The following is a 24,807-nucleotide window of genomic DNA, read 5'->3' as shown; positions in this document are numbered from 1 at the left end:
TCGGCGGCTCATCCGGCCTGGGCGAGGACGAGCGGCAGCACCCCCTGGGCGCCGGCCTCGCGCAGCACCCGCGCGGCCTCGGCGAGCGACCACCGCGAGTCGACGAGGTCGTCGACCAGCAGCACGGGGCCGTGGCGGCCGGCGTCCGGGGCGGTGCGCAGCATCTGCGCCATCGCCTCGGGGACGGCGAACCGGCCGTACACGGACCCGAGCCGGTAGGCGCTGTTGCCGCCCGGCCCGGCCGTGGGGCCGCCGCGCGCGTGCTCGAGCGAGCCGAGGAACGGCAGCCGGCCGATCCGGGCGATCCCCTCGGCGAACGACCCCACCAGCTGCGGGCGCGTGCGTGAGGGCATCGCGACGACGGCGATCGGCCGCGTCCGCCACCCCCAGCCGGCCAGGACGTCGACGGCGCCCCGCAGGACCTCCTCCGGCACCGGGGCGTCCTCCCGGTCCAGCAGGTCCCGCAGGACGGTGCCCCACCCGAGGTCCGTCAGGCGGGCGAGCGCGCGACCCTCCTCGGCCTGCGACTCGGGCGCGATGCGCCCCTTGACGGGCACGCCCAGCCGGTCCATGCCCGAGGGCCACATGCGACGGGGCTCGATCGGCACACCGGTGCGGCGCAGGGCGGCCTCCGCGCGCTCACGCGCCGCCCCGTCCGATCCCGTGGGGTACCAGGGGCCGGCGCAGACGTCGCAGCGGCCGCACGGCGCGGCGGTGGGGTCGTCCAGGGTGCGGGCCAGGAACTCCATGCGGCACCGGTCCGTGGTCTGGTAGTCGAGCATGAGCCGCTCCTCGGCCCGGCGGGCCTCGGCCACGCGGGCGTACCGCTCGGCGTCGTACGTCCACTCCCGCCCGGTGGCGCGCCAGCCGCCGCCCACCCGCTCGACCGCCCCGTCCACGGCGAGGACCTTGAGCAGCAGCTCCAGGGAGGTGCGCTTGATCCGCACGTCCGGCTCGAGCGCCGCCACGGAGAGGGCCCCGCCGTGGTCCGCGAGCGCCCCCAGCACGGCGCGCGCCTGCTCCTCGTCCGGCATGGAGGCGGTGGCGAAGTACTCCCAGATGCGACGGTCCTCGGGCCCGGGCAGCAGGAGCACGTCCGCGTGGTCCGTCCCACGGCCGGCGCGGCCGACCTGCTGGTAGTACGCCACGGGCGAGCCCGGCGCACCGAGGTGCACCACGAACGTCAGATCCGGCTTGTCGAAGCCCATGCCGAGCGCCGAGGTGGCCACGACGGCCTTCACCCGGTTGGCCTTGAGGTCCTCCTCGATCTCGGCGCGACGCTCCGGGTCTGTGCGGCCCGTGTAGGCGACCACCTCGTGCCCCGCCTCGCGCAGGGCGCGCGCCGTGTCCTCGGCGGCGGAGACGGTGAGGGCGTAGACGATCCCGGAGCCCGGCAGGTCCTCGAGGTGGTCGAGGAGCCAGGCCAGGCGCGCGGCCGGGCTGGGCATGCGCAGCACGCCCAGGCGCAGCGAGGCGCGGGCCAGGGGGCCGCGGAGCACGAACACGTCCTGCTCGGAGGCGACGCCGAGCTGCTCCACCACGTCCGCCACCACACGGGCGTTGGCCGTGGCGGTGGTGGCCAGCACGGGCACCGCGCGCGGCCCCTCGGCGGGAAGCAGCCCGATCAGGTCCCGGATGCGGCGGTAGTCCGGCCGGAAGTCGTGGCCCCAGTCGGAGATGCAGTGGGCCTCGTCCACCACGAGCAGGCCCATGCGCGCCACGAGGTCCGGCAGCTGCTCGTCCCGGAACCGGGGGTTCGTGAGGCGCTCGGGCGAGATCAGCAGCACGTCCACCTCGTCCGCCGCGAGCCGAGCGCGGACCTCGTCCCACTCCGTGGCGTTCGCCGAGCTCACGGACACCGCGCGCACGCCCGCCCGGGCCGCGGCCGCGACCTGGTCCCGCATGAGCGCGAGCAGCGGGGAGACGATCAGGGTGGGCCCTGCGCCGCGGGCGCGCAGCAGCAGGGAGGCCACGAAGTACACGGCGGACTTGCCCCAGCCGGTGCGCTGCACCACCAGGGCGCGGCGGCGGTGGGCCACGAGCGCCTCGATCGCCTCGAACTGCCCGTCCTTGAATCGCGCGTCCGGCCGGTCCACGAGCCGACGCAGGACGGCCAGGGCCTCCTCGTGCAGCGCGGCGTCGCCCCCCGGCGCGGAGGTCTCGGGGAGGCGGGGGCCGGCGTCGGGGTGCGAGGTGGCGTCCATGGCGTCCATGGCGTCAGTATGCCAACCGGCCCGGACACCGCAGGCGCGGCGGGGCCGTGCACCGGTGGGATGATGGGGGGATGAAGCTGAGCGCCTACACCGACGTCTGCCTGCGGGTGCTGATGACGCTCGCGGCCGCCGAGGGCGAACGGCTCACCAGCCAGCAGATCGCGGACGAGATCCACGTGCCGTACAACCACGTCATCAAGGCCGTGGCCGAGCTGCGCCGCCGCGGGACCATCCAGGTGGCCCGCGGCCGGCTGGGCGGCGCCCGGATCACGGAGGCGGGGCTGGACCAGCGCGTCGGAGAGCTCGTGCGCGACCTGAGCCCCCGCGCAGAGGTCCTCGACTGCGCCGGCCACGAGACGGGCGTCCCGTGCCCGTTCGCGGCGGACTGCCGACTGCGGGAGGCCCTCGCGCGCGCCCGGGAGGCGTTCATGGCCGAGCTCGACCTCCTGACGGTCCGTGACCTCGTGCGTCCGGGCCGAGCGGGCGCCACGGGGCCGGTCTCCCTGGGCCTGCCCGCGATGGGATCCCACGCGGCCACGGTGTAATCTTGCATCGGCAATGCACATATAAGGCTCCCGAGGAGACCCCCATGCTGTCCGAGAAGTCCCGCCCCGTCATCGAGGCCACCGCCGCCGCCGTCGCCGAGCACATGCCGGAGATCACGCCGAAGTTCTACGCCCACATGTTCGAGGCCCATCCGGAGCTGCTGGACGGGCTGTTCTCCCGCGCCAACCAGCGCAACGGCGAGCAGGCCCAGGCCCTGGCCGGCTCGATCGTGCGCTTCGCGGTGCACCTGCTCGAGAACCCAGGCACCCTGCCCGAGGCCGTGCTCGCGCGGATCGCGCACAAGCACACCGCCCTCGGCATCACCGAGGACCAGTACCAGATCGTCTACGAGAACCTCTTCTGGGCCATCGCCGACGTCCTCGGCGACGCCGTCACCCCCGAGGTCGCCGAGGCCTGGACCGAGGTGTACTGGCTCATGGCCGACGCCCTGATCAAGCTCGAGAAGGGCCTCTACGCCAAGCAGGCCAACGACAAGATGTGGCTCGACTGGAAGGTCGTCTCCAAGGAGCCCACCGGCAACGCCGCCGTGACCTTCCGCTTCGAGCCGGCCGACGACACCCCGCAGACCCCCGGCGAGGCCGGCGGCTTCGTCTCGGTGCGCGTCAAGGTGGCCGACGGCCTGCGCCAGGCCCGGCAGTACTCGCTCTCGGACCACGCCGCCTCCACCACCGAGCGCGTGATCACTGTGAAGCTGGACGAGGCCGGCGAGGTCTCCCCCACGCTCATCAACGCGGTGGAGGTCGGGGACGTCGTCGAGCTGTCCAACCCCTACGGCGAGATCACCCCGAAGGACGACTCGGCGCCCCTCATGCTCGCCACCGCGGGCATCGGCATCACGCCGGCCGCCTCCATCCTGAGCTCGCTGGCCGAACAGGGGTCCGACCGTGAGGTCGTCGTCCTGCACGCCGATGCCTCCCTGGAGTCCGTGGCCCTGCTCGGGCAGCTCACGGAGTCGCTCTCCGCGCTGCCGAACGCCCAGGCCCACCTGTGGCTCGGCGTGGCCCCGGAGCAGGCGCCCGAGGGCATCACCGTCCACGAGGGCCGCATGGACCCCTCCGAGATCGAGCTCCCCTCCGGCGCCGAGGTCATCCTCTGCGGCCCGCTCGCGTTCATGCAGTCCACCCGCTCGAAGCTGATCGACGCCGGCGTGCCCGCGACGTCCATCCGCTACGAGATCTTCGGCCCGGACCTCTGGCTCGCCGCCTGATCCGGCCCTGGAACGCGGAACGGCCCGCACCCCTCACGGGGTGCGGGCCGTTCCGCGTGCGGCGAGGCTCAGGCCTGGGCGAACCGCCGCTTCTGCGCCTCGAAACGCTCGCGCACGACGGCGGGCAGCGACTCGCCGAACCGGCCGAGCCACTGCTCGATGAGCTCGTTCTCCTCGGCCCACTCCTCACGGTCCACCTTGAGGGCGTCCTCGAGGTCCGCGTCGGACACGTCCAGGCCGGTCAGGTCGAGGGACTCGGGGGTGGGGGTGAAGCCGATCGGGGTCTCCACGGCGTCGGCCTTGCCCTCGAGGCGCTCCACGACCCACTTCAGGACGCGGGAGTTCTCGCCGAAGCCGGGCCAGGCGAAGCCGCCGTCACGGTTGCGGCGGAACCAGTTGACCAGGTAGATGCGCGGCAGCTTCTCCGGGTCGGCCTTGCCGGACTCCCTGACCCAGTGGGCCAGGTAGTCGCCGGCGTCGTAGCCGAGGAACGGCAGCATGGCCATCGGGTCGCGGCGCACGACGCCCACGGCGCCGGCGGCGGCCGCGGTGGTCTCCGAGGAGAGGGTGGCGCCCTTGAGGATGCCGTCCTCCCAGTCGAAGGCCTCGGTCACCAGCGGCACGGTGGTCTTGCGGCGGCCGCCGAACAGGATGGCGTCCAGCTTCACGCCCCGCGGGTCGCGGTACTCGTCGGCCAGCATGTCCGTCTGCTCGATGGGCGTGCAGAACCGGGAGTTGGGGTGGGCGGCCGGGCGGCCGGACTCGGGCGTCCAGTCGTTGCCGCGCCAGTCGGTGAGGTGCTCGGGGACCTCGTCCGTCATGCCCTCCCACCACACGCCGCCGTCGTCGGTGAGGGCGACGTTGGTGAAGATGGAGTTGCCCTTGGAGATCGCGCGCATGGCGTTCGGGTTGGTGGACCAGCCGGTGCCGGGGGCGACGCCGAAGTAGCCGGTCTCCGGGTTGATCACGCGGAACTCGCCGTCCTTGCCGGCGCGGATCCAGGTGATGTCGTCGCCCAGGGTCTCGGCCTTCCAGCCCTCGATGGTGGGGTCGATGAGGGCGAGGTTGGTCTTGCCGCAGGCCGACGGGAAGGCGCCGGTGATGTGGTAGGACCGGCCCTCGGGGTTGGTCAGCTTGAGGATCAGCATGTGCTCGGCGAGCCAGGCCTCGTCCCGGGCCATCACGGAGGCGATGCGCAGCGCGTAGCACTTCTTGCCGAGCAGGGCGTTGCCGCCGTAGCCGGAGCCGAAGGACCAGATGGAGCGCTCCTCGGGGAAGTGCACGATCCACTTGGTCTCGTTGCACGGCCACGGCACGTCCTGTTCGCCCGGCTCCAGCGGGGCGCCCACGGAGTGCACGGCCGGCACGTAGAAGGCCTGCTCGCGGGACATCTTGTCCAGCACGTCCTGGCCGATGCGGGCCATGATGCGCATCGACAGGACCACGTAGGCGGAGTCGGTGATCTCCACGCCGTACTTCGGGTCCTCGGCGTCGAGGTGGCCCATCACGAACGGGATCACGTACATGGTGCGGCCGCGCATGGCGCCGGAGAACGCGTCGTCAAGGATGCCGTGCATCTTCGCCGGGTCCATCCAGTTGTTGGTGAAGCCGGCGTCCTCCTCCTTCTCGGAGCAGATGAAGGTGCGGTCCTCCACGCGGGCGACGTCGGCGGGATCGGAGAACGCGGCGAAGGAGTGGGGGAACTTGTCCTCGGCCAGGCGGGTCAGGGTGCCCGCCGCCACAAGCTCGTCCGCGAGGCGGTCGCGCTCCTCCTCGGAGCCGTCGACCCACTGCACGGAGTCCGGCTGCGTCAGCTCTGCGATCTGAGCAACCCACTCGCGCAGCTGGGCGTAGTCCGTGGGCGCGTCCGCCAGGGCGCGATCCGCGAACGAGGTGGTGGCGTTGTCAGCCATGGTGGAGAGTCCTCCCATTGGGGTCCGGGGCCGTTCCGTCCCGTCCACTCCGATACGTGCACCGCCGAAGCGCGCACCACATCGTTGTGGCCGCACGGTCCTGCCATGGTACCCGAGCTCGGCTATCATGGCCGCGTCCCCGCCGCGTCCCCGCCGCGCCCCCGCCACAGACCGCCGCAGACCGTCGATTTGCACTTCGCCGGAGAGGCCCTGTAGAGTTCTACGAGTTCGAGCCGCTCCGGCGGATCGGATGATGCGCCCATAGCTCAGCTGGATAGAGCGTCTGTCTACGGAACAGAAGGTCAGGGGTTCGAATCCCTTTGGGCGCACGATCGGAAGGCCCCGCTCCTGCTGGAGCGGGGCCTTCGTCATGTCGACGCGCGCCTCTGCCCTACCCCCACGCGCGCCGCCGCGGAGGTCAGCGCCCCGGAACCACGAAGTGCGTCAGGGCGGCGTCGCGGCCGTCGAGCTCGGCCCACGGCTTCTCCACCCGGAACACCTGCATCCCGAGCGTCGGGTAGTGCTCGCTCATGCGCAGCGCCGCGTCCTGGTCCGAGTCCAGGCTCATCAGCCGCATGCCCAGCTCCTGCACCCACGGCATGTGGCCCACCACCAGCAGCCGTCGCGTGGTCTCCTCCGTCTCGTTGACGACGGCCAGGGCCCGCGCCGCGTCGGCGCCGTAGAGCCGCGGGTCCAGGTAGGGCGTGGGTGCCAGCTCGCCCAGGCGCTCGCACACCCACACGCACGTCTGACGGGTGCGCAGCGCATCGGAGCACACGACGGCGTCCGGGACGAGGTCGTGCTCGCGGAGCCAGTCGCCGGCGGCGGGCGCCTGGGCGTGGCCTCGCTCGGCGAGCGGGCGGGCATGGTCGTCGGCCGCGTCGGGCCAGCCGGCCTTGGCGTGCCGGAGGACGATCAGGGTCTTCGCGTCGGCGGTGCTCATGCGGCCAGGCTACGGCGACGGCCCCCGCTCGGGTGAGCGGGGGCCGTCGCCGGACACGGGCGGGCGCGGGTCAGATGCAGTACTCCGGCGCCGCCCACACGACCACCTCGGGGTGGCGGTAGAAGCGGTAGCCCTGGCCGCGCACGGTGCGCACGGTGTTCGCGAGGCGGCCGAGCTTGGCGCGCAGTCGGCGGATGTGCACGTCGATGGTGCGCTCGTTGGGCACCTCGTCGGCGTTGCGCCACAGGGCGTCGAGCAGCTCCTCGCGGCCGACGGTGCGCTCACCGTTCTCCACGAGGTAGTTCAGGAGCTCGAACTCCTTGAAGGTGAGGTTCAGCGACTCGCCGTCCAGCTGCACCTCGCGCCGGGACAGGTCGATCAGCACACCGGGCTGGCGCGTGGACACGGGGGCCGGCGCCTGTGCCAGGTCGGGACTGGCACCGCCCTGCACGGTCGGATCGCCGAGCACCTGGCGCACGACCTCGAGGTCGCGGCCCTCGGCCCCGGCGGGGGCCAGGGCGACGGCGGCGTGCGACTCCGCCCCGGGGACGAGGGACTCCACGTAGTGGCGCAGCTCGTTGGCCAGCCGCGTGAGGGAGGTGCCGGCGGCCGAGGCGGCCAGCTCGTCCATGCCCACGTAGATGACGAACCCGCGGGCCTCGTTCTCCCGGGCCACCGCCTGGGGACCCGGGATGCCGTTCGGCGCCAGGACCGGCGTCGGTGCCGTCTGGGAGTCGGGGGCGTCGGTGCCACCTGCCAGCCGCAGGCCTGCGCGGGCCTGGCCTCGGCGGGACATGCCGTCGGCCCGGCGCTGCGCGTTGCGGACGGAGATGTGCACGTATCCGGCGGACTGACCCATGGCCACCACTCCTCTTTCGGCTCATGGCCCCTCCACCGCTCGGTCGATGCGGCGGACGAGGCGTCACATGACAAGAATGTGACTTCACCGAGGGGACTGGCAAGTAACGTTCGCGCTTTTGTCTCACTATTTGAGAAGAAGAGTCCTGAATGTGTTCAACGTCACTATTCGCGGGCCGGAATAGCGTCGCGCCGCCACTCGGCTCACCCGCGGGACTCTTTTCATTGTTCGACAGGGGAGAGTGCACCGCAGGACCAGTGCGTATGCGGAATATTTATGCAGGCGACTTCCAGGCATTCCATATGACGCCATAATGACGGGTCACAGCGGGCCATGACGTCCACTAAATGGACGACACATTCGCGGCTCCGCTTGACGTCCCCGCCGGAGACGCTCCCGTGAGACGACCACGGTCCCCGCCCGGTGGGGGCGGGAACCGTGGTCGTCTCGCGGCGGACGCGGAGGTCCGATCAGGTCATTCCGCCAGGCCGTAGAGCCGGTCGCCGGCGTCACCGAGGCCGGGGACGATGTAGGACCGCTCGTCCAGGCGCTCGTCGACGGCGGCCAGGTACAGGTCCACCTCGACGTCGCCCAGCGAGGCCTCCAGCCGCTCGATGCCCTCGGGCGCTCCGAGCAGGCAGAGGCACGTGACCCGCGCCGCGCCGCGCTGGTAGAGGAAGCGGATGGCCTCGATCAGCGTGCCTCCCGTGGCCAGCATGGGGTCCAGGACGAACACGTGACGCCCGGACAGGTCGGCCGGCAGCCGCTCCGCGTAGGTGACGATGTCCAGCGTCTCCTCATTGCGGGCCATGCCGAGGAACCCGACCTCGGCGGACGGCGCCATCTTGGTCATCCCCTCCAGCATCCCGAGCCCCGCGCGCAGGATCGGCACGACCAGCGGACGCGGCCGGGCCAGCCGGAAGCCGGTGGTCTCGGTCACCGGGGTCTCGATCCGCACCTCCTCCATGGCCACGTCGCGCGTCGCCTCGTAGGCGAGCAGCATCACGAGCTCCTCCGTGAGCTGCCGGAAGATCATGGACGGGGTCTTCTTGTCCCGCAGGACGCTGAGCTTGTGGGCCACGAGCGGGTGGTCGACGATGTGGACGCGCATGGCGCCCACGGTACCGCCCACGCGCGCCCCTGCGCCCGTCCCCGCGCCCGCGGGGGCGCCGACACCGCCGCTAGGCTGGCCGCGTGTCCGCCCCCGTCCCCTCCCCCGCGCCCACGGCCGAGCAGGAGCACGCGTGGATGGGCCTGGCACTCCGGGCCGCCCGCGTGGCCGGAGCGGCCGGCGACGTGCCGATCGGAGCCGCCCTCGTGGCCGGCGACGGGGCCGTCCTGGCCGTCGTCGGGAACGAGCGCGAGCAGCACCACGACCCCACCGCCCACGCCGAGGTCCTCGCGCTGCGCCGCGGGGCGGAGCTGCGGGCCGCCGCCGGGGCGGGCGACGGCTGGCGCCTGACGGACTGCACCCTCGTGGTGACCCTCGAGCCCTGCCCCATGTGCGCCGGTGCGCTGCTGCTGGCCCGCATCCCGCGCGTCGTGTTCGGGGCGTGGGACCCGAAGGCGGGCGCGTGCGGCTCGGTGCTGGATGTGGTCCGCGACCCCCGCTTCAACCACCAGGTGCAGGTCCGCGCCGGCGTCCGCGCCGAGGAGAGCGCGGCGCTGCTGCGGGGGTTCTTCGCCGCCCAGCGCGACTGAACGCGCCCGTGCCCGACGACGGCGGGCGGCCGGTTTGGGCGCGCCGCCACGGCTCGGGTAGGGTGTCCTGGTCTGGTGACGTGTCCGAGCGGCCGAAGGTGCAGCACTCGAAATGCTGTGTACGGTAACCCCGTACCGTGGGTTCAAATCCCACCGTCACCGCCAGATGTGAAGCCCGGGAGCCTCGTGCTCCCGGGCTTTCGCCATGCCGGGGCAGGGCCGGCCGCCGCCTCAGCGCGGCAGGACGGCGTCCAGGAACGAGGCCACCGCGGACCACGAGATGGTGGCGTGCACGGCGCTGGCCGGCACACCGCTGCGGAGCACCTCCGCGCTGCGGGTCTTCGCGGTCATCATGCCCAGGTCGTGGCCACCCTCGGCCACCGAGTAGAACGCGGTGCGCAGTCCGGCGGCCTCGGCGGCCCGGTACAGCTCGAGGCTCTGCCCCCACGGCACCGTGACGTCCTTGCGCCCGTGGACGACCAGCAGGGGCGGCGAGTCCGGGCGCAGGTGCGCGATCGGGGAGGCCAGCCGGGTCAGGCCGCCCGAGGCCAGGACCGGCACCCCCAGCATGTCCGACTTGGTGCTGCGGTCGTCGAGGTGGCAGTGCTCCAGCCGGTTCGCGCGGTTGTAGTCCGCGCACGCGCCCGGGAGCATCTGGCGGTTCATCGTCAGGAAGTCCGTGGGGCCGAAGAAGTCCACGATCGCCTGGACGCGGTCCTCCTCCGGGATCGCGTGGCCGCCGTCGGGCACCTCCCGGCCGGGCAGCGGCACCTGCTCGCGGTCCAGGTCCTGTCCGCCCGTGAGGCCGGCCATGAGGGCGTTCCAACCGCCCGACGACGAGCCGGCCACGGCCACCCGCCCCGCGTCCAGCTGCAGGCCCGGGGCGTTGCGCCGCACCCAGCGGACCGCCGCCGTCGCGTCCTCCACCTGGGCGGGGAACGTGCCCTGCTTGGAGCTGCGCACCGAGAACGCGGCGACGGCGTAGCCGTGCGGGACCAGGCCGCGGGCGACGTCGACACCGTCGCTGTAGCCGCGATCGCTGCGCCAGCCGGAGCCCGCGTTCCACACGAGGACCGGGAACGGGCCCTGGCCCGGCGGCCGGTACACGTCGATGCGTCCGGCGCGCCCGGGCAGGGCCGCGTACGTGTGCCCGGTGGAGCTGCGCATGCCGTACAGGGCCGTCGCGTTGGCGCCCAGCGGCCCGGCGGGCGCGCCGGCCAGGTCGGTGACGACGGCCACCCCGCCCACCGCGAGGGCGCCGACCCCGAGGCCGAGCGCGGCGCGGCGGGACACCCGCGGGGACCGTGCGGTCGACGTCATGGGCCCCCTTCCGGTGCGGAGCCAGGCACCCCGCCCCGGCGAGCGTAACCGAGCGGCGGGGGCCGACCCCCGTACCGTGTCCGCGGCCGGTGCGATCATGGGGCCATGTCTGTTCGGGTGCTGGCCATCGGCAAGAAGCATGAGGCGTGGGTCGTCGACGGGATCGACCGCTACGAGCGGCGCCTCAAGAAGCCCTACGACCTCTCGTGGCGTCTGCTGCCGCACTCCGCGCGGCAGGAGAAGGCGGCGCGCACGGAGGAGTCGGACCGGATCCTGGGCGCGGTCGGCGCGGACGAGCACCTGATCCTGCTGGACGAGCGGGGGACGGCGTTCGACTCGCCGGGTCTGGCGCGGCACCTGCAGAGCCGGTTCGACGTCGGCGCCCCGGTGACGATGGTGATCGGAGGCGCGTACGGGGTGGACGCCCGGGTCCACGCCCGCGCGGACCGCGTCTGGTCCCTGTCCCCGCTCGTCTTTCCGCACCAGCTCGTGCGGCTGATCCTGGCGGAGCAGGTCTACCGAGCCCAGGAGATCTCCGCCGGCCGACCGTACCACCACGCATGAGCGGGCCCGCGGAGACCGCAGCGGGCACGGCCACGCCCGCGGCCGACGTCGTCCTGGGCCGGTTCACCGAGCCCACGCGCGCCTGGTTCACGGGCGCGTTCGAGGCCCCGACGCCGGCCCAGCTCGGCGCGTGGGACGCGATCTCCTCCGGGCGGCACGCACTGGTGATCGCGCCGACCGGCTCAGGCAAGACCCTCTCCTCCTTCCTCTGGGCGCTCGACTCGTTCGTGCGCGAGCCCGCCGCCGAGGGGACGGCGGCCACCCGCGTCCTCTACGTCTCGCCGCTGAAGGCGCTCGGCGTGGACGTGGAGCGGAACCTGCGGGCCCCGCTGGTGGGCATCACACAGACCGCCGCACACCAGGGCAGGCCCGTGCCGCGCGTCCGGGTGGGTGTGCGCTCCGGAGACACCCCGGCGGCCGAGCGACGGCGCCTGCAGCAGGATCCGCCGGACATCCTCATCACCACGCCCGAGTCGCTGTACCTCATGCTCACCTCGCAGGCCCGCGCGGCGCTGGCCGGGGTCCGCACGGTGATCGTGGACGAGGTGCACGCCGTGGCCGGGACCAAGCGCGGCGCCCACCTGGCCGTCTCCCTCGAGCGCCTGGACGCCCTGCTGGACACGCCGGTGCAGCGGATCGGCCTGTCCGCCACGGTCGAGCCGGCCGCCGAGGTGGCCCGGTTCCTCGGCGGCACGCAGCCGGTGACGGTGGTGCGGCCCGCCTCGGCCAAGCGCTGGGACCTGACGGTCACGGTGCCGGTGCCGGACCTGACGGACCTCTCCTCCCCCGCCGCAGCCCACGACCTGGGACCCGGCTCCTCGACGGGCGGGCTCGGCGACGAAGGCGCGGTGACGGGCGGGTCCATCTGGCCGCACGTCGAGGAGCGGATCGTGGACCTGGTGGCCGAGCGGCGTTCCACGCTCGTGTTCGCCAACTCCCGGCGCCTGGCCGAGCGCCTCACCGGCCGGCTCAACGAGATCTGGGAGGCCCGCGCCGAGGCGGCCGCCGCGGCCGAGCACCCGGACGCCGTCCCCGGCTTCCGCACACCGGACCCGACCGGCTTCCACGGCCCCGCCCAGGTGGCCGGGCAGACCGGCACCGGATCGGGCACCGTCTCCGACTTCGCCCGCGCCCACCACGGCTCCGTGTCCAAGGAGCAGCGCGCCATCGTCGAGGAGGCGCTGAAGACCGGCCAGATCCGCTGCGTCGTGGCCACGAGCTCGCTCGAGCTGGGCATCGACATGGGCGCGGTGGACCAGGTGATCCAGGTGGAGTCGCCGCCCTCGGTGGCCTCGGGCCTGCAGCGCGTGGGCCGCGCCGGGCACCAGGTGGGCGAGGTCTCCCGGGGCGTGTTCTTCCCCAAGCACCGGGGCGACCTCGTGGACACCGCCGTCGTGGCCGAGCGCATGACGGCCGGGCGCATCGAGTCGCTGCGGATCCCCGCCAACCCGCTGGACATCCTCGCCCAGCAGACCGTGGCCGCCGTCGCCGTCGCGGACCTGGACGCACAGGAGTGGTTCGACCTCGTGCGCCGGTCCGCGCCGTTCGCCACGCTGCCGTTCTCCGCCTACGAGTCCGTGCTCGACCTGCTGGCCGGCCGCTACCCCTCGGACGAGTTCGCCGAGCTGCGCCCGCGCATCCTGTGGGACCGGGAGAACGGCACGCTCGCCGCCCGCCCCGGCGCCCAGCGCCTCGCGGTCACCTCGGGCGGCACCATCCCGGACCGCGGCCTGTTCGGGGTGTTCCTGGCCTCCGACGGCGGCGCGGACGGCACCCCCGGCGGCGCGGCGGCCGGGGACACGGCCGAGTCGGCGGGCACCGCGTCCGCGGGCTCGGCCCGCTCCGGCGGACGCCGGGTCGGCGAGCTCGACGAGGAGATGGTCTACGAGTCCCGCGTGGGGGACGTCATCCTGCTGGGCGCCACGAGCTGGCGCATCGTGGACATCACCGCGGACCGCGTCCTGGTGCTGCCCGCGTACGGGCAGCCCGGCAAGCTCCCGTTCTGGCGGGGCGACGCCGCGGGCCGGCCGGCGGAGCTGGGCGACGCCGTCGGGCGCTTCCGCCGCGAGCTGGACGCGGACCCCGAGGCCGGCCGCACCCGCCTGGCCGCCGCGGGCCTGGACCCGTGGGCGCAGGACAACCTGCTGGCCTACCTGAAGGACCAGCGCGAGGCCACCGGGGTGCTGCCCACCGAGCAGACGCTCGTGGTGGAGCGGTTCACGGACGAGCTCGGCGACTGGCGCGTGGTGCTGCACTCCCCCTACGGCATGGCGGTGCACGCCCCGTGGGCGCTCGCGGTGGGGGCGCGGCTGGCGCAGCGGTACGGGCTGGAGACCGGCTCGGGCGCGGCGATGGCGGCCGACGACGGGATCGTGCTGCGCATCCCCCTGATGGACGCGGAGCCGCCGGGCGCGGAGCTGTTCGAGTTCACGGCCGAGGAGCTGGACGAGATCGTCACGGCGGAGGTCGGCGGGTCCGCGCTGTTCGCCGCCCGGTTCCGGGAGAACGCGGCCCGGTCCCTGCTGCTGCCGCGCCGTGACCCCGGGCGGCGGACCCCCCTGTGGCAGCAGCGGCAGCGGTCCGCGCAGCTGCTGGACGTGGCGCGGAAGCACCCGCGGTTCCCCGTGATCCTGGAGACCGTGCGCGAGGTGCTCCAGGACGTCTACGACCTCCCTGCGCTCAAGGAGCTCGCGGGGCGGGTGTCCTCGCGGGCCGTCCGGCTCGTGGAGGTCACGACGACGGCGCCCTCGCCGTTCAGCCAGTCCATCCTGTTCGGCTACATCGCCCAGTTCATCTACGAGGGCGACTCCCCGCTGGCCGAGCGCCGCGCCGCCGCGCTCTCCCTCGACCCGGCGCTGCTGTCCGAGCTGCTGGGCACGGAGGAGCTGCGCGAGCTGCTCGACGCCGGGGTCATCGCGGAGGTCGAGGCCCAGCTGCAGCGGCTCGCACCCGACCGGCGCGCCCGCGGGGCCGAGGGCGTGGCGGACCTGCTGCGCCTGCTGGGGCCGCTGTCCGTGGCCGAGGCCGCGCGGCGCACACGGGCCGGAGGGGAGACGGAGGAGGCCGCGGACGAGGCCGCCGTCGCCGGGATGCTGGCGGAGCTCGAGCGCGCCGGCCGCGCGTTCCGCCTGCGCCAGGACGGGGTCGAGCGGTTCGCCGCCGTCGAGGACGCCGCCCGCCTGCGGGACGCGCTCGGCACGCCGATCCCGCACGGAGTGCCCACCGCATTCCTCGACCCGGTCGACGACCCGCTCGGGGACCTCGTGGGCCGCTACGCCCGCACCCACGGCCCCTTCACCGCCGCCGAGGCGGGGGCCGCGCTGGGACTGGGCGGCGCCGTCGTGCTCTCGGTGCTGCAGCGTCTGGCCACCGAGCGCCGCGTGAGCACGGGCGCGTTCCGGCCGGAGGGCACCCCCGGGGCCGCCGGCCTGGACGCCGAGTGGTGCGACGCCGAGGTGCTGCGGCGGATCCGCATGCGCTCCCTCGCCGCGCTGCGCGCCGAGGTCGAGCCGGTGGACCAGGCCGCCTACGCCCGGTTCCTCGCCGACTGGCAGCACCTGCGGCCGCGGACGGGGCGCGACGGGGCCTGGCGGCCGCCGGCCACGCTCGAGGGCGTGGACGGGGTGGCCACCGTCCTGGACCAGCTGGCCGGCACGCCCCTGCCCGCGAGCGCGTGGGAGTCCCTCGTGCTGCCCGCCCGTGTGCGGGACTACGCCCCCGCCCTGCTCGACGAGCTGCTGGCCACGGGCGAGTACGTGTGGTCGGGCGTCGGGGAGGCCACCGGCAACGACGGCTGGGTGGCCCTGCACCCCGCCGACGCCGTGGACCTCACGCTGCGCCTGCCCGAGCCCGCGGAGGAGACACCGGCCGACGCCGCCCTGCGCGCGGCCGTGCTCGAGGTGCTCGCCGGCGGCGGGGCCTGGTTCTTCCCCCAGCTCGTGGAGCGGGTGCGGGCGGCGCAGGCGGCGGCCGGCGACGGCGACGCGGGTGGCGCAGGCGGGGCGGGCGGGCCCGACCCGCACCGCGACCCGGCCGACCTGGCCCGCGGCCCCGCGGTGCTGGCCGCGCTGTGGGGCCTGGTGTGGGACGGCCGGGTCGGCAACGACACGTTCGCCCCCGTCCGCGGCCTGCTCTCGCTCGGCAAGACCGCGCACCGCACCGGCCGGCAGACGCCGCGGGCCCGCACCGCGCGGACGGGCGGGGCCGCGGGGGCGGCGGCCGGGCGCGGGCTCGGCGGGCGGTTGGCCGGGGTGCGCGGGCGTGGCCGGTACGCGGGGCTCACCTCGCCCGAGGGCGGCGCCCGGGGCTCGGCCGGCCTCACGGCGGGGACCGTCGGGCTCTCGGCCGCCGAGCAGGCCCGCTCGGCCGGCCGCTGGTCCCTGCTGCCCGCCGCCGAGCAGGACCCCACGATCCGCGCCCACGCGACCGCCGAGCTGCTGCTGGACCGGTACGGCGTGATCACGCGCGGCTCCGTGGTGGCCGAGGAGGTCCCCGGCGGGTTCGCGGGGCAGTACCGGCTGCTCACCCGGATGGAGGACGCGGGCCAGGTGCGCCGCGGCCACTTCGTCGACGGGCTGGGCGGCGCGCAGTTCTCCACCGGCGCGGTGGTGGATCGGCTGCGCGGGTTCCAGCGGGACGAGGAGGACGCCGCCGTCGACGCCGCCCCGCTCGCCCTCGCCCTGGCCGCGACGGATCCGGCGAACCCCTACGGCGCCGCGCTGGACTGGCCGTCCGTGCCGGCCGGGCCGGACGGCGTCGTGCCCACGGGCCACCGCCCGGGCCGGAAGGCGGGCGCCGTCGTCGTGCTGATCGCGGGGCGGCTGGCCCTCTACATGGAGCGCGGCGGGCGCACGCTGCTCGCGTTCACGGAGGAGCCGGGCGAGCTGCGGGCCGCGGCGGAGGCGCTCGTGTGGGCGCTGCGCACCGGCCGCACCGAGCGGCTGAGCCTGGAGAAGGTCAACGGCGGGCCCGTGCTCGGCACGCCGCTGGCCGAGGCGCTGCTGGCCGCGGGGTTCTACTCGAGCCCATCGGGCATTCGGTTCCGGAACTGAGAACTCGTGTCCGTCTGTCCGTCCGCAACGCGGGTTGAGTTGTCACGGGTCCCGCCGTCGAACACCCGCGACAACCCAACCCGCGTTGCCCGGGGTGGCCCTGTCGCGGAGGCGGGGCCCGGGGGTAGGTTCGGCCCATGAGCATCGACGCCGCCCCGCCCGAGGACGTGGGCACCGCCCCCACGGGCACGTCCCCCGCCCCCGAGGCCCTCGAGGACTCCCTGCCGCATCCCTCAGACCCCTCCGTCACCCCGTTCCTCCTGTTCGAGGGTGACGCCGGTGCGGCCATGGACGCCTACCTCACCGCGTTCGTGGAGCACCTGCCGGTCACCGAGGTCCGCCGGGACCTCTTCGACGACTCCTCCCCGCGCGGCGCCGAATGGGCGGGCAAGGTCCTGCACGGCGAGCTCGAGATCGCCGGCCAGCGGCTGCGCTTCTTCGACTCCTTCACCCCGCACGGGTTCACATTCACCCCGGCCATCAGCCTGTTCGTCGAGCTGCCGGACGCCACCGCGGTGGACGCGGTCCACGACGCGCTCCTCGCCGGCGGTGGCCGTGACTGCATGCCGCCCGACGACTACGGCTTCTCCCGCCGCTTCGCGTGGGTCGGGGACCGCTTCGGCGTGACCTGGCAGCTCAACGCGGCCTGAGCCGGTGACGGCCCGTGCCTGAAGGCGACTCCCTCGTCCGCGTCGCGCATCGGCTCCGCCCCGTGCTCGAGGGCCGGCCCCTGACGCACGCGGATCTGCGCGTGCCCCGCCACGCCACCGCGGACCTGACCGGCTGGACGGTGGCCGAGGTCCTGCCGCGCGCCAAGTACCTGCTGATGCGGCTGACCCCGCCCGCGGCCCGCCCCGGGGCCCGGCCGCTCACCCTGATCTCGCACCTGAAGATGGAGGGGCGCTGGCTCGTCTCCGCCCTCGACGCGCGGTGGGGTGCCCCCGCCTGGCAGGTGCGGGCGGTGCTGGAGACGGCGGAGCACCGCGTGCTCGGCGCCCAGCTGGGCCTGCTCACCCTCGTGCCCACCGCCGACGAGGCCGCCGTCCTCGGCCACCTCGGCCCCGACCTGCTGGACCCGGCCTGGGACACGCCCGACGACGGCGCCGCGCTGCTCGCCGAGGGCATGCGGCGGCTCACGGCCCGGCCCGAGCGGCCGGTCGGCCTGGCCCTGCTCGACCAGCGGCTCGTCTCCGGGATCGGCAACATCTACCGCTGCGAGACCCTCCTGCTGGCCGGCATCGACCCGCACCGGCCGATCGGCGAGGTCGAGGACGTCGCCGGACTCGTGCTGCTCGCCCGGGACCTGCTGCGCGCCAACGTCCCGCCCGCCGCCCCCGCCGCGGGCGCCCGGCGCCGGACCACGGGCGTGCGTCCGAACCCGGCGCGACCCTTCGGGGTCGAGGTGCTGGTCCCGGCCGGTCCGTCACCCGACACGGCACCCGGCCGGACGCCCGGCGCGCGTGGCGGGGGGACGCCGTCGTACTGGGTCTACGGGCACGACCGCACCCCGTGCCTGCGCTGCCGCGGCCCCGTCCGCCAGGAGGACTACGGCTCCCCCGAGGACGACGCGCGGCGGCTGTGGTGGTGTCCGCACTGCCAGCGCTGACCCGGACGCGCCCGAACGGTGGCCGCGTGTCCTCCCCGCTCCCTACGCTGAACCCGCCCCGACCCGAGGAGGAGCCATGGCCGACCCGTTCCCCAAGGACCCGGAGGGCGCCGTCGTCGCGCTCGTGCTGGCCGGCGGCACCGGCGGCCGCCTCATGCCGCTCACCGCGGCCCGCGCCAAGCCGATGGTGCCGCTGGCGGGCCAGTACCGGCTGATCGACGTCGTCCTGTCCAACCTGGCCCACTCGCGCCTGCGGGACGTGTGGGTCGTGGAGCAGTACCGCCCCTTCACGCTCAACCAGCACCTGGCCGGCGGCCGGCCGTGGGATCTCGACGGCACCCGCCACGGCCTGCGGCTCCTGCCTCCCGCGCAGGGCCGCGCCGAGGAGGGCTTCGCCCGCGGCAACGGCCACGCGATCGCCCAGCAGCTGCCGCTGCTGGAGCAGTTCGGCGCCGAGACCGTCGTGGTGCTCTCCGCGGACCACCTGTACCAGCTGGACCTGCGCCCCGTGCTGGCCGAGCACGCCCGCTCCGGCGCCGAGCTCACCGTGGTCACCGCCGAGACGGACGAGGACCCCGCGCGCTTCGGCGTCGTGCAGGTGGACGACGACGGCGCCGTGACCGACTACGCCTACAAGCCGGAGGACCCGGCGGGCACACTCGTGGCCACCGAGGTGTTCGTGTTCGACGTCGCCGCGCTCTCCGAGGTGGTCGGCGACCTCGTGGCGGGCGAGGACGAGGCGGCCACCAAGGACGAGGGCGAGACCAATGAGGACGGCGACCCCGTGGGCTCCTCCCTCGGCGACTACGGGGAGAGCATCATCCCGGCGTTCGTGGCGCGGGGACGCGTGCGGGAGCACCGCCTCGTCGGGTACTGGCGGGACATCGGCACCCTGGACGCGTACGTCCGCGCCCACCGGGAGATCCTCGACGGCACCGGCCTGGACCTCGCCGCCGAGGGCTGGCCGCTGATCACCAACCCCCACCAGGCGCCGCCGGCGTGGGTGGCCCCGGACGCCCGCGTCTCCGGCTCGCTGCTCAGCCCGGGGTGCCGGATCGAGGGCGAGGTCTCGGACAGCGTGGTCGGCCCCGGGGTGGTCGTGGCGGCCGGCGCCACGGTGCGCGGCAGCCTCCTGCTCGGCGACTGCGAGGTCCCCGCGGGCGCGGTGCTGGACACCGTGGTGGTCGACGTCGGCGGGGCGGTCCCGGCGCACGAGGTGACGGGGCGCGCCGCGCCGGCCGAGGAGGTCGTGGTGCTCACCCCGCAGGACCGCGGCCCGGCCGAGGACGAGACCACCGGCTCCGGCCGGCCCGGCCGGTCGGACTGAGCGGCGCCGGTCGGACGCAGCCGCGCCGGGCTGGGAGGATGGACCCGTGGCCGTCCCCTCTCCCCTCCCCCCGCGCAACGGCGTCAACGCCACGCGCCTGCGCCTGCCCGCCGCCGGCTGGCCCACCGCGCAGGACTACGTGCTCCACCGGTTCGGTCACGTGGACCCGGACGGCATCCGCGCGCGCTTCGCCCGCGGCGAGGTCGTGGCGGCGGACGGCACCGCACTGACGCCGGCGACGCCGCTCGGCGTGCACGACGACCTCTGGTACTACCGGGACGTCCCCGACGAGGCCCCGCTGCCCGTGACGCACACGCTCCTGCACCGCGACGAGCACCTCGTGGTCATCCACAAGCCGCACTTCCTGCCCACCACCCCGGGCGGCCGCTTCGTCCAGGAGACCGCGCTGGTGCGGCTGCGCAACGAGCTCGGCCTCGATGACCTCGTGCCCCTGCACCGGCTCGACCGGGCGACGGCCGGCGTCGTGATGTTCTCCGCGAACCCGGCCACCCGCGGCGCCTACCACCTGCTCTTCGAGCGGCGTGCCGTGGCCAAGACCTACGAGGCCGTGGCGCTCCTGCCGGACGCCCCCGACGACGGCGCCCGCGGCCCCGGCGCCCCTACCGACCCCATCCTGGGGCGGTTCCCGCTGACGGTGCGCAGCCGGATCCGCAAGGACAAGGGGGTCCTGCGCTCCGTGGTGGAGGAGATCCCCGCGGCGGCCTCCGGGCGGCGCGCGGGCGCCCCCGTCCGGACCCGGCGCTCGAACCGGCCCCACGCCGGGGCGAACGCGGAGTCCCGCGTGGAGCTGCTGGGCGTCGGCGTCTCCGCCGGGACGCTGGCCGGCCGGCGGGTGGCGCACCTGCGGCTCACCCCGCGCACGGGGCGCACCCACCAGCTGCGCATCCACCTGGCCGCCCTGGGCCTGGGCATCGCGTTCGACCCGTTCTACCCGGACCTGCTCGACCTCGCCCCGGACGACGTCGCACGGCCCCTGCAGCTGCTCTCCCGGTCGCTGCGCTTCACGGACCCGGTGACGGGCGAGGAGCGGGAGTTCACCTCCCCCGCCGAGCTGCAGGAGCGACCGCGGTGACGGGCGGGGACCCGGCCGCCCTGATGGACGCGCTCGGAGCGTGGTTCCACCCGCTCACCGCGCTGCTCGTGGCCCTGGACGCCCCGATCCCGCCCGTCCCGTCGGAGGTGGTGGTCATCGGCTCGGGGGCGCTCGTAGCCGAGGGCCGGGTCTCCCCCGTGGCCGCGGTGCTGGCGGCGTGGCTGGGCTGCTGGGCCGGGGACGTCGGCCTCTACGCGCTGTTCCGCCACGGCCTCGCCGACCGCCTGGACCGCTGGGCGTGGTGGCGTCGGATCCACCGGGGGATCCGGAGCCTGCTGGTGCGGGTGGGCCCGGCGGGCAGCCTGGCGGGGCTGTCCGTGCTGCGGTTCGTCTCGGGCGGGCGGACGGCGTCCATGGCGGCGGCCGGGATCGGCGGGATCCGCTGGCCCGTGTTCCTGTGGCTGTCCGGGGCGGGCTCGCTCGCGTGGTCCGGGTCCATGGTGGGGCTCGGCTGGATCACCGGCCGGGCCACCGGCCTGCCGTGGTGGGCGTCCGCGGTGGTCGGCATGGTGTTCGGTACCCTTGCAGGGTTGATGATCGCGGGGATCATGGCCCACCGTCGCCGGGGCCGGAAGGGGTGAGCATGCAGGACGCGTCCTCCGAGTCCCGCGCCGCCCTCGAGCGCCTTCGGGGCGCCTCGGCGCCCCGTCCCGACGACGACGCGACGCGTGCCCCCGCCGCGCGCCCCCGCCGCGCCCTGGCCGCGCCCGGGGAGATCTCCCGCCGCGATCTGCGCCGTCACGAGCGCGCCCTGCGCTCGGGCCGACCCGAGACCGCCGCCGAGCGCCGCGTGCGCGAGGACCGCCGCGCGGACGTGCACCGCGCCATGGACCGCCTGCGCACTCCGGGCGCTCCCGCCGAACAGCGCCCACGCCGGGACCTCAGCGAGATCCTGGACCGCCTCGGCAGCCCGGACCTCGCCCGTTTCGCCGATCCGCTCGTCGGCACGGTCGAGCGCATCCTCCCCGCCCCGGGGCGGGACCCGGAGAAGGCCGCGGAGGCCGCACGTCGCCGCACTGCGGCCGAGGAGCGCCGGCGGGCCCGCCTCGACGAGGAGGCCCGCCGGGCCCAGGCCGCGCGGGTGGCCCGCCGCCGCCGCGAGGAGGAGAAGCAGCGCCGTCGGCGTGAAGCCGAGCGGCGCCGTCGGGTGGCGGCCGAGGAGAAGGCACGTGCCGCCGCCGAGGCGGAGGCCCGCCGCCGGGAGCGGGAGGAACGGCGCCGCCGGGAGGCGGAGGTCGCCGCCGAGCGCGCCCGCGTGCAGGCGGAGCGGCGGGCCCGCGAGGAGGCCGCGCTCGCCGAGCGGGAGCGGCTGCGGCTCGAGGCGGAGGCGGAGGCGGAGCGCCGTCGGCAGGCGGCCGAGGCCGAACGCCGTCGCCTCGAGGCCGAACGCGTCGAGGCCGAGCGGCGCCGTCGGGCCGAGGAGGCCGAGCGGCGCCGTCGCGAGGCGGAGGAGGCCGCCCGCCGCGAGGCCGAGCGACGTCGTCGCCAGGCCGCACGCGTCCGCGCCCACACCGTGCTGCACGCCGAACGCGCCCTCGCCCAGGCCCGGCTCCTCGAGGACCGCGCCCGGGAGGCCGAGCGCCGCGCGGCGGAGGACGCCGCCCGCCGCCGCCGCGAGCACGAGGAGCGGGAGTCCCGCGCGCTCGCCCGGGCCGCGCGCGAGCTCGAGGGCCCCGAGGTCTTCCCGGCCGCCGCCGACCGGCCGCTGCTGTCCGACCCGGAGGAGCGGCTCACCGATGAGGAGCTGTTCGCCCGAGCCCGGGTGGCCCTGCCCGAGTGGCGGCGGCGGCAGCGACTCTCCACGAAGGCGCAGGCCGTCCGGGCCGAGGCCATCGCCCACTCCCCGGCGGGGCCGGTCACGGGCGCCCTGCCCCTGACCCCCGGCTACACCCCCGCTCCGCCCGAGGAGCCGGCCGGCTCACCGACCGCTGCGGACCGACGCGGCCAGGCGCTGCTGACCGTCGTGTGGGCGCTGTTCGTGCTCTCCGGCGCGTGGGGCCTCGGTCTGGCCGGCCGCGTCCCGGGGCTCGCCGCGCTCGACGCCGGCGCCTACCCGCTCACCGCCGACGGCCGACACGGCCCCGACGCGAGCGTGTTCGGGCTGTCCCCGCTGCACCCGGCGATCTGGCCGGTGCTGTGGCTGCTGACCGGGATGTACGTGCTCCGGCAGTGGGGGCCGGGCCAGGGCGCGTCGCCGCGGCACCGCCGCATCCGAGGCGCGGTCGCGGGGACCCTGCTGGCGCTGGCGCTGTGGTTCCCCCTGGCCGTCCTGGCCCCCGGGGGCTTCGACGTCGTCCCGTGGCTGCTCGCCCTGGTCCTCATGCTCCGTGTGGCCCGGCGGCTCGGCGCCCGCCCGGCGGCCCGCCGCGTCGCACGGGTGGCCGAGGACGGCGCGCTCGGCGTGCTGCTGGGCACCCTCCTCGCCGGCGCACCCACCGCGGTGGGCGCCGCCCTCCACGCCTGGGGTGTGCACGTCGACTGGTTCCCGACCGAGCTGCTCGCCCTGCTGGTGCTGGTGGCCCTGCTGCTGGCGGCCCTGCGCCTCGTGCTCGGGGGGCGCGGCCGCATGGGTGTGGCCCTGGGCATGGCCTGGACCCTGCTCTGCCTCGCCCTGCCCCGCCTGCTGCCCAGCCCGCTCGGGGCGCAGCAGAGCGTGTGGGTGGGTCTCGCGGCCGCCTTCGGGGCGCTGCTGCTGGTCACCGCCGCGGCCGTGCGCCGCTCCTGGGCCCGCCAGATCGAGCGCGACGCCGCCCGCCGGCCGCACCCGGCCGGCGCCTGAGCCCGGCCCCGTTCAGCGCCCGAGCCCAGCGGGCACCGGGACCCACCGGCCGCCGTCGCGCCGGAGCACGTCCAGCCGGCCCGTCACGGCGACGCCGGACACCGCCTCCGCCATCCGCCGCGCCACCTCGGCGGCCTCGGCGTCCTCGCCGGCCCGGTGCGAGCCGGGCACCGTGAAGCGCAGCACGATCCGCGGGACGCGCGCGACGACCTCGATGTCCTTGGCCGCGAGCACGTGCGTGGCCTGGACGGCGGCCTCGGCCAGGTCCATGACCTCTTCGGGTCGGTGGCCGGGCAGGAGGTCGCCGATCTGCAGGCGGGCGCGGTAGGAGGGCATGGGCCCAGGGTAGGGGTGGACGCAGCAGCGGTGACGACTTCTCTCGTCGCGCGGGCCGGCCCGCCCTTCCGCCCGCGGCGGACGCGAGCCCTCCCGTGTCCGGACCCGCTCGTAGGGTGGGGTGCATGACTCAGACCGCCACCCCGCAGACCGACGCCCCCGCCGTGCCCGCGATCTTCGAACCGATCGAGATCAACGGCGTGCGCGTGCGCAACCGCCTGATCCTGCCGCCGATGTGCCAGTACTCGTGCGAGGCGCGCGACGGCGTCCCCCACGGCTGGCACTTCCAGCACCTGGGCGCCCGCGCGGCCGGCGGCTTCGGGATCGTGGTGGCCGAGGCCACCGCCGTCACCCCCGAGGGACGCATCTCCGCGTGGGACACCGGCCTGTGGAACGACGAGCAGCGGGACGCGTGGGCGCCGATCGCCGAGTTCATCGCCTCCCAGGGCGCCCTGCCCGCCATCCAGCTCGGCCACGCCGGCGCCAAGGCCTCGACCGTCCCCATGCACCCGGGCGCGCCCGCCGGGCAGCCGATCCTCGAGGGCCCCGACTCCTGGGAGACCCTCTCCCCCTCCGGCGTGGCCACCAACTCCATGGAGATCCGCACCCACGCGATGCGGGTGGACGAGATCCGGGAGACCGTCCAGGCCTTCGCCGACGCCGCCGAGCGCGCCGACCGTGCCGGCTTCGGCGCCGTGCAGCTGCACGCCGCCCACGGCTACCTCATCCACCAGTTCCTCTCGCCGCTGACCAACACCCGGACCGACGAGTACGGCGGGGACTTCGAGGGCCGCACCCGCTTCCTCAAGGAGGTCGTGGCGGCCGTGCGCGAGGTGTGGCCCGCGGACAAGGTCCTCGGCATCCGCATCTCCGGCTCGGACTGGGTCGAGGGCGGCTGGAGCATCGAGGAGACCGTCCGCCTGGCGCAGGAGCTGCAGGGGCAGGTGCACTGGTTCGACCTGTCCTCCGCGGGCATCGGGGACACCTACGAGGGCCCTCAGGGCCCGGGCTATCAGGTGCCGCTGGCCACCGCCGTGAAGGAGGGCACCGAGGGGATCGTGGTGTCCGCCGTCGGCTCGCTGACCGGCGCCGAGGAGGTCGCGGCCGTGGTGGACGAGGACCGCGCCGACGCCGTCTGTGTGGGTCGCGCCGCCCTGGCGAACCCGAACTGGCCGACCGCGGCCGCCCTCGCGCTCGACGTCCCCTCGGAGCAGGTGCCGATGGCCCGGCAGTACTTCCGAGCCAAGTGGTGAGCGGAACACGCGGGACCCGGTGTGCCCCCGGCGCGGAACTCCGGTAGAACAGAA

19 protein-coding genes and 2 tRNA genes are annotated in these 24,807 nt (G+C 75.3%); 14 read left to right on the top strand and 7 right to left on the bottom strand.

What is annotated here, in order from left to right; all coding sequences use genetic code 11:
- Positions 1-8: 8 nt before the first annotated feature.
- Complete coding sequence (locus NR073_RS04080) at positions 9-2,213, bottom strand: RecQ family ATP-dependent DNA helicase (protein ID WP_256748645.1); 2,205 nt, start codon at positions 2,211-2,213, stop codon at positions 9-11.
- Positions 2,214-2,284: 71 nt separating this feature from the next.
- Between NR073_RS04080 and NR073_RS04075 the strand changes: the two genes are divergently transcribed.
- Both NR073_RS04075 and NR073_RS04070 read left to right on the top strand, forming a co-directional pair.
- Positions 2,285-2,758 carry an Rrf2 family transcriptional regulator gene (locus NR073_RS04075; RefSeq protein WP_115261765.1) on the top strand — a complete coding sequence of 158 codons (474 nt, stop codon included), beginning with the start codon at positions 2,285-2,287 and terminating at the stop codon, positions 2,756-2,758.
- Between the two features lie 44 nt (positions 2,759-2,802).
- Positions 2,803-3,987 carry a globin domain-containing protein gene (locus tag NR073_RS04070; RefSeq protein WP_115261766.1) on the top strand — a complete coding sequence of 395 codons (1,185 nt, stop codon included), beginning with the start codon at positions 2,803-2,805 and terminating at the stop codon, positions 3,985-3,987.
- 68 nt (positions 3,988-4,055) lie between these two features.
- Here the strand turns inward: NR073_RS04070 and NR073_RS04065 are convergent, their stop codons facing one another.
- Positions 4,056-5,900, bottom strand: coding sequence for a phosphoenolpyruvate carboxykinase (GTP) (locus NR073_RS04065; RefSeq protein WP_256748644.1), 1,845 nt, complete (start codon positions 5,898-5,900; stop codon positions 4,056-4,058).
- Between the two features lie 255 nt (positions 5,901-6,155).
- On the opposite strand from NR073_RS04065, the gene NR073_RS04060 reads away from it, so the two are divergent.
- A tRNA-Arg gene (locus NR073_RS04060) sits at positions 6,156-6,229 on the top strand.
- Between the two features lie 89 nt (positions 6,230-6,318).
- On the opposite strand, the gene NR073_RS04055 is transcribed toward NR073_RS04060, so the two are convergent.
- From NR073_RS04055 to upp, 3 genes are all read right to left on the bottom strand, one after another.
- The gene (locus NR073_RS04055; RefSeq protein WP_002854135.1) at positions 6,319-6,843 is read right to left on the bottom strand and encodes a histidine phosphatase family protein; all 525 of its coding nucleotides are present in this window, start codon (positions 6,841-6,843) and stop codon (positions 6,319-6,321) included.
- A 70-nt stretch (positions 6,844-6,913) separates the two neighbouring features.
- Positions 6,914-7,702, bottom strand: coding sequence for a winged helix-turn-helix domain-containing protein (locus NR073_RS04050; RefSeq protein ID WP_036341497.1), 789 nt, complete (start codon positions 7,700-7,702; stop codon positions 6,914-6,916).
- A 475-nt stretch (positions 7,703-8,177) separates the two neighbouring features.
- Positions 8,178-8,813 (bottom strand): uracil phosphoribosyltransferase, encoded by a 636-nt coding sequence (gene upp, locus NR073_RS04045; protein ID WP_010079486.1) that lies wholly within the window; start codon positions 8,811-8,813, stop codon positions 8,178-8,180.
- A gap of 83 nt (positions 8,814-8,896) precedes the next feature.
- Between upp and NR073_RS04040 the strand changes: the two genes are divergently transcribed.
- Both NR073_RS04040 and NR073_RS04035 read left to right on the top strand, forming a co-directional pair.
- On the top strand, positions 8,897-9,403 hold the full coding sequence (locus tag NR073_RS04040) for a nucleoside deaminase (RefSeq protein ID WP_206481588.1): 507 nt from the start codon (positions 8,897-8,899) through the stop codon (positions 9,401-9,403).
- 74 nt (positions 9,404-9,477) lie between these two features.
- A tRNA-Ser gene (locus NR073_RS04035) sits at positions 9,478-9,568 on the top strand.
- Positions 9,569-9,634: 66 nt separating this feature from the next.
- Here the strand turns inward: NR073_RS04035 and NR073_RS04030 are convergent.
- On the bottom strand, positions 9,635-10,723 hold the full coding sequence (locus NR073_RS04030) for an alpha/beta hydrolase (RefSeq protein ID WP_256748643.1): 1,089 nt from the start codon (positions 10,721-10,723) through the stop codon (positions 9,635-9,637).
- 105 nt (positions 10,724-10,828) lie between these two features.
- On the opposite strand from NR073_RS04030, the gene NR073_RS04025 reads away from it, so the two are divergent.
- From NR073_RS04025 to NR073_RS03990, 8 genes are all read left to right on the top strand, one after another.
- On the top strand, positions 10,829-11,287 hold the full coding sequence (locus NR073_RS04025) for a 23S rRNA (pseudouridine(1915)-N(3))-methyltransferase RlmH (RefSeq protein ID WP_256748642.1): 459 nt from the start codon (positions 10,829-10,831) through the stop codon (positions 11,285-11,287).
- On the top strand, positions 11,284-16,338 hold the full coding sequence (locus NR073_RS04020; protein WP_256748641.1) for an ATP-dependent helicase: 5,055 nt from the start codon (positions 11,284-11,286) through the stop codon (positions 16,336-16,338). The genes NR073_RS04025 and NR073_RS04020 overlap by 4 nt, the downstream gene beginning before the upstream one ends.
- A 137-nt stretch (positions 16,339-16,475) precedes the next feature.
- Complete coding sequence (locus NR073_RS04015; protein WP_061867523.1) at positions 16,476-16,988, top strand: VOC family protein; 513 nt, start codon at positions 16,476-16,478, stop codon at positions 16,986-16,988.
- A 14-nt stretch (positions 16,989-17,002) separates the two neighbouring features.
- Complete coding sequence (locus tag NR073_RS11340) at positions 17,003-17,944, top strand: DNA-formamidopyrimidine glycosylase family protein (RefSeq protein ID WP_041102847.1); 942 nt, start codon at positions 17,003-17,005, stop codon at positions 17,942-17,944.
- Between the two features lie 76 nt (positions 17,945-18,020).
- Positions 18,021-19,271 carry a glucose-1-phosphate adenylyltransferase family protein gene (locus NR073_RS04005; protein ID WP_060973944.1) on the top strand — a complete coding sequence of 417 codons (1,251 nt, stop codon included), beginning with the start codon at positions 18,021-18,023 and terminating at the stop codon, positions 19,269-19,271.
- A gap of 46 nt (positions 19,272-19,317) precedes the next feature.
- A complete protein-coding gene (locus NR073_RS04000; RefSeq protein WP_060973943.1) occupies positions 19,318-20,364 on the top strand; it encodes a pseudouridine synthase in 1,047 nt (348 codons plus the stop codon).
- Positions 20,361-20,966, top strand: a complete 606-nt coding sequence (locus NR073_RS03995; protein ID WP_060973942.1) for a DedA family protein — start codon at positions 20,361-20,363, stop codon at positions 20,964-20,966. The genes NR073_RS04000 and NR073_RS03995 overlap by 4 nt, the downstream gene beginning before the upstream one ends.
- A gap of 2 nt (positions 20,967-20,968) precedes the next feature.
- Entirely contained in the window at positions 20,969-23,164 is a 2,196-nt protein-coding gene (locus tag NR073_RS03990) for a hypothetical protein (protein ID WP_256748640.1), read from the top strand.
- A gap of 12 nt (positions 23,165-23,176) precedes the next feature.
- Here the strand turns inward: NR073_RS03990 and NR073_RS03985 are convergent, their stop codons facing one another.
- The gene (locus NR073_RS03985) at positions 23,177-23,500 is read right to left on the bottom strand and encodes a hypothetical protein (RefSeq protein WP_036339857.1); all 324 of its coding nucleotides are present in this window, start codon (positions 23,498-23,500) and stop codon (positions 23,177-23,179) included.
- 125 nt (positions 23,501-23,625) lie between these two features.
- Between NR073_RS03985 and NR073_RS03980 the strand changes: the two genes are divergently transcribed.
- Positions 23,626-24,753: an NADH:flavin oxidoreductase/NADH oxidase gene (locus NR073_RS03980; RefSeq protein WP_036339859.1), complete on the top strand. Its 1,128-nt coding sequence runs from the start codon at positions 23,626-23,628 to the stop codon at positions 24,751-24,753.
- Positions 24,754-24,807 lie beyond the last annotated feature (54 nt).

This window comes from Micrococcus sp. Mcc28 (assembly GCF_024519775.1).
In the GTDB taxonomy this organism is placed as follows: domain Bacteria; phylum Actinomycetota; class Actinomycetes; order Actinomycetales; family Micrococcaceae; genus Micrococcus; species Micrococcus luteus.
This window is presented reverse-complemented; position numbering and strand designations above follow the sequence as displayed.

What these genes read in the sequence shown, in the direction of transcription:
- NR073_RS04080 (WP_256748645.1), bottom strand. Translation starts at nt 2,213, where the DNA reads ATGGACGCCATGGACGCCACCTCGCACCCCGACGCCGGCCCCCGCCTC.
- NR073_RS04075 (WP_115261765.1), top strand. Translation starts at nt 2,285, where the DNA reads ATGAAGCTGAGCGCCTACACCGACGTCTGCCTGCGGGTGCTGATGACG.
- NR073_RS04070 (WP_115261766.1), top strand. Translation starts at nt 2,803, where the DNA reads ATGCTGTCCGAGAAGTCCCGCCCCGTCATCGAGGCCACCGCCGCCGCC.
- NR073_RS04065 (WP_256748644.1), bottom strand. Translation starts at nt 5,900, where the DNA reads ATGGCTGACAACGCCACCACCTCGTTCGCGGATCGCGCCCTGGCGGAC.
- NR073_RS04055 (WP_002854135.1), bottom strand. Translation starts at nt 6,843, where the DNA reads ATGAGCACCGCCGACGCGAAGACCCTGATCGTCCTCCGGCACGCCAAG.
- NR073_RS04050 (WP_036341497.1), bottom strand. Translation starts at nt 7,702, where the DNA reads ATGGGTCAGTCCGCCGGATACGTGCACATCTCCGTCCGCAACGCGCAG.
- upp (WP_010079486.1), bottom strand. Translation starts at nt 8,813, where the DNA reads ATGCGCGTCCACATCGTCGACCACCCGCTCGTGGCCCACAAGCTCAGC.
- NR073_RS04030 (WP_256748643.1), bottom strand. Translation starts at nt 10,723, where the DNA reads ATGACGTCGACCGCACGGTCCCCGCGGGTGTCCCGCCGCGCCGCGCTC.
- NR073_RS04025 (WP_256748642.1), top strand. Translation starts at nt 10,829, where the DNA reads ATGTCTGTTCGGGTGCTGGCCATCGGCAAGAAGCATGAGGCGTGGGTC.
- NR073_RS04020 (WP_256748641.1), top strand. Translation starts at nt 11,284, where the DNA reads ATGAGCGGGCCCGCGGAGACCGCAGCGGGCACGGCCACGCCCGCGGCC.
- NR073_RS04015 (WP_061867523.1), top strand. Translation starts at nt 16,476, where the DNA reads ATGAGCATCGACGCCGCCCCGCCCGAGGACGTGGGCACCGCCCCCACG.
- NR073_RS04005 (WP_060973944.1), top strand. Translation starts at nt 18,021, where the DNA reads ATGGCCGACCCGTTCCCCAAGGACCCGGAGGGCGCCGTCGTCGCGCTC.
- NR073_RS03990 (WP_256748640.1), top strand. Translation starts at nt 20,969, where the DNA reads ATGCAGGACGCGTCCTCCGAGTCCCGCGCCGCCCTCGAGCGCCTTCGG.
- NR073_RS03985 (WP_036339857.1), bottom strand. Translation starts at nt 23,500, where the DNA reads ATGCCCTCCTACCGCGCCCGCCTGCAGATCGGCGACCTCCTGCCCGGC.
- NR073_RS03980 (WP_036339859.1), top strand. Translation starts at nt 23,626, where the DNA reads ATGACTCAGACCGCCACCCCGCAGACCGACGCCCCCGCCGTGCCCGCG.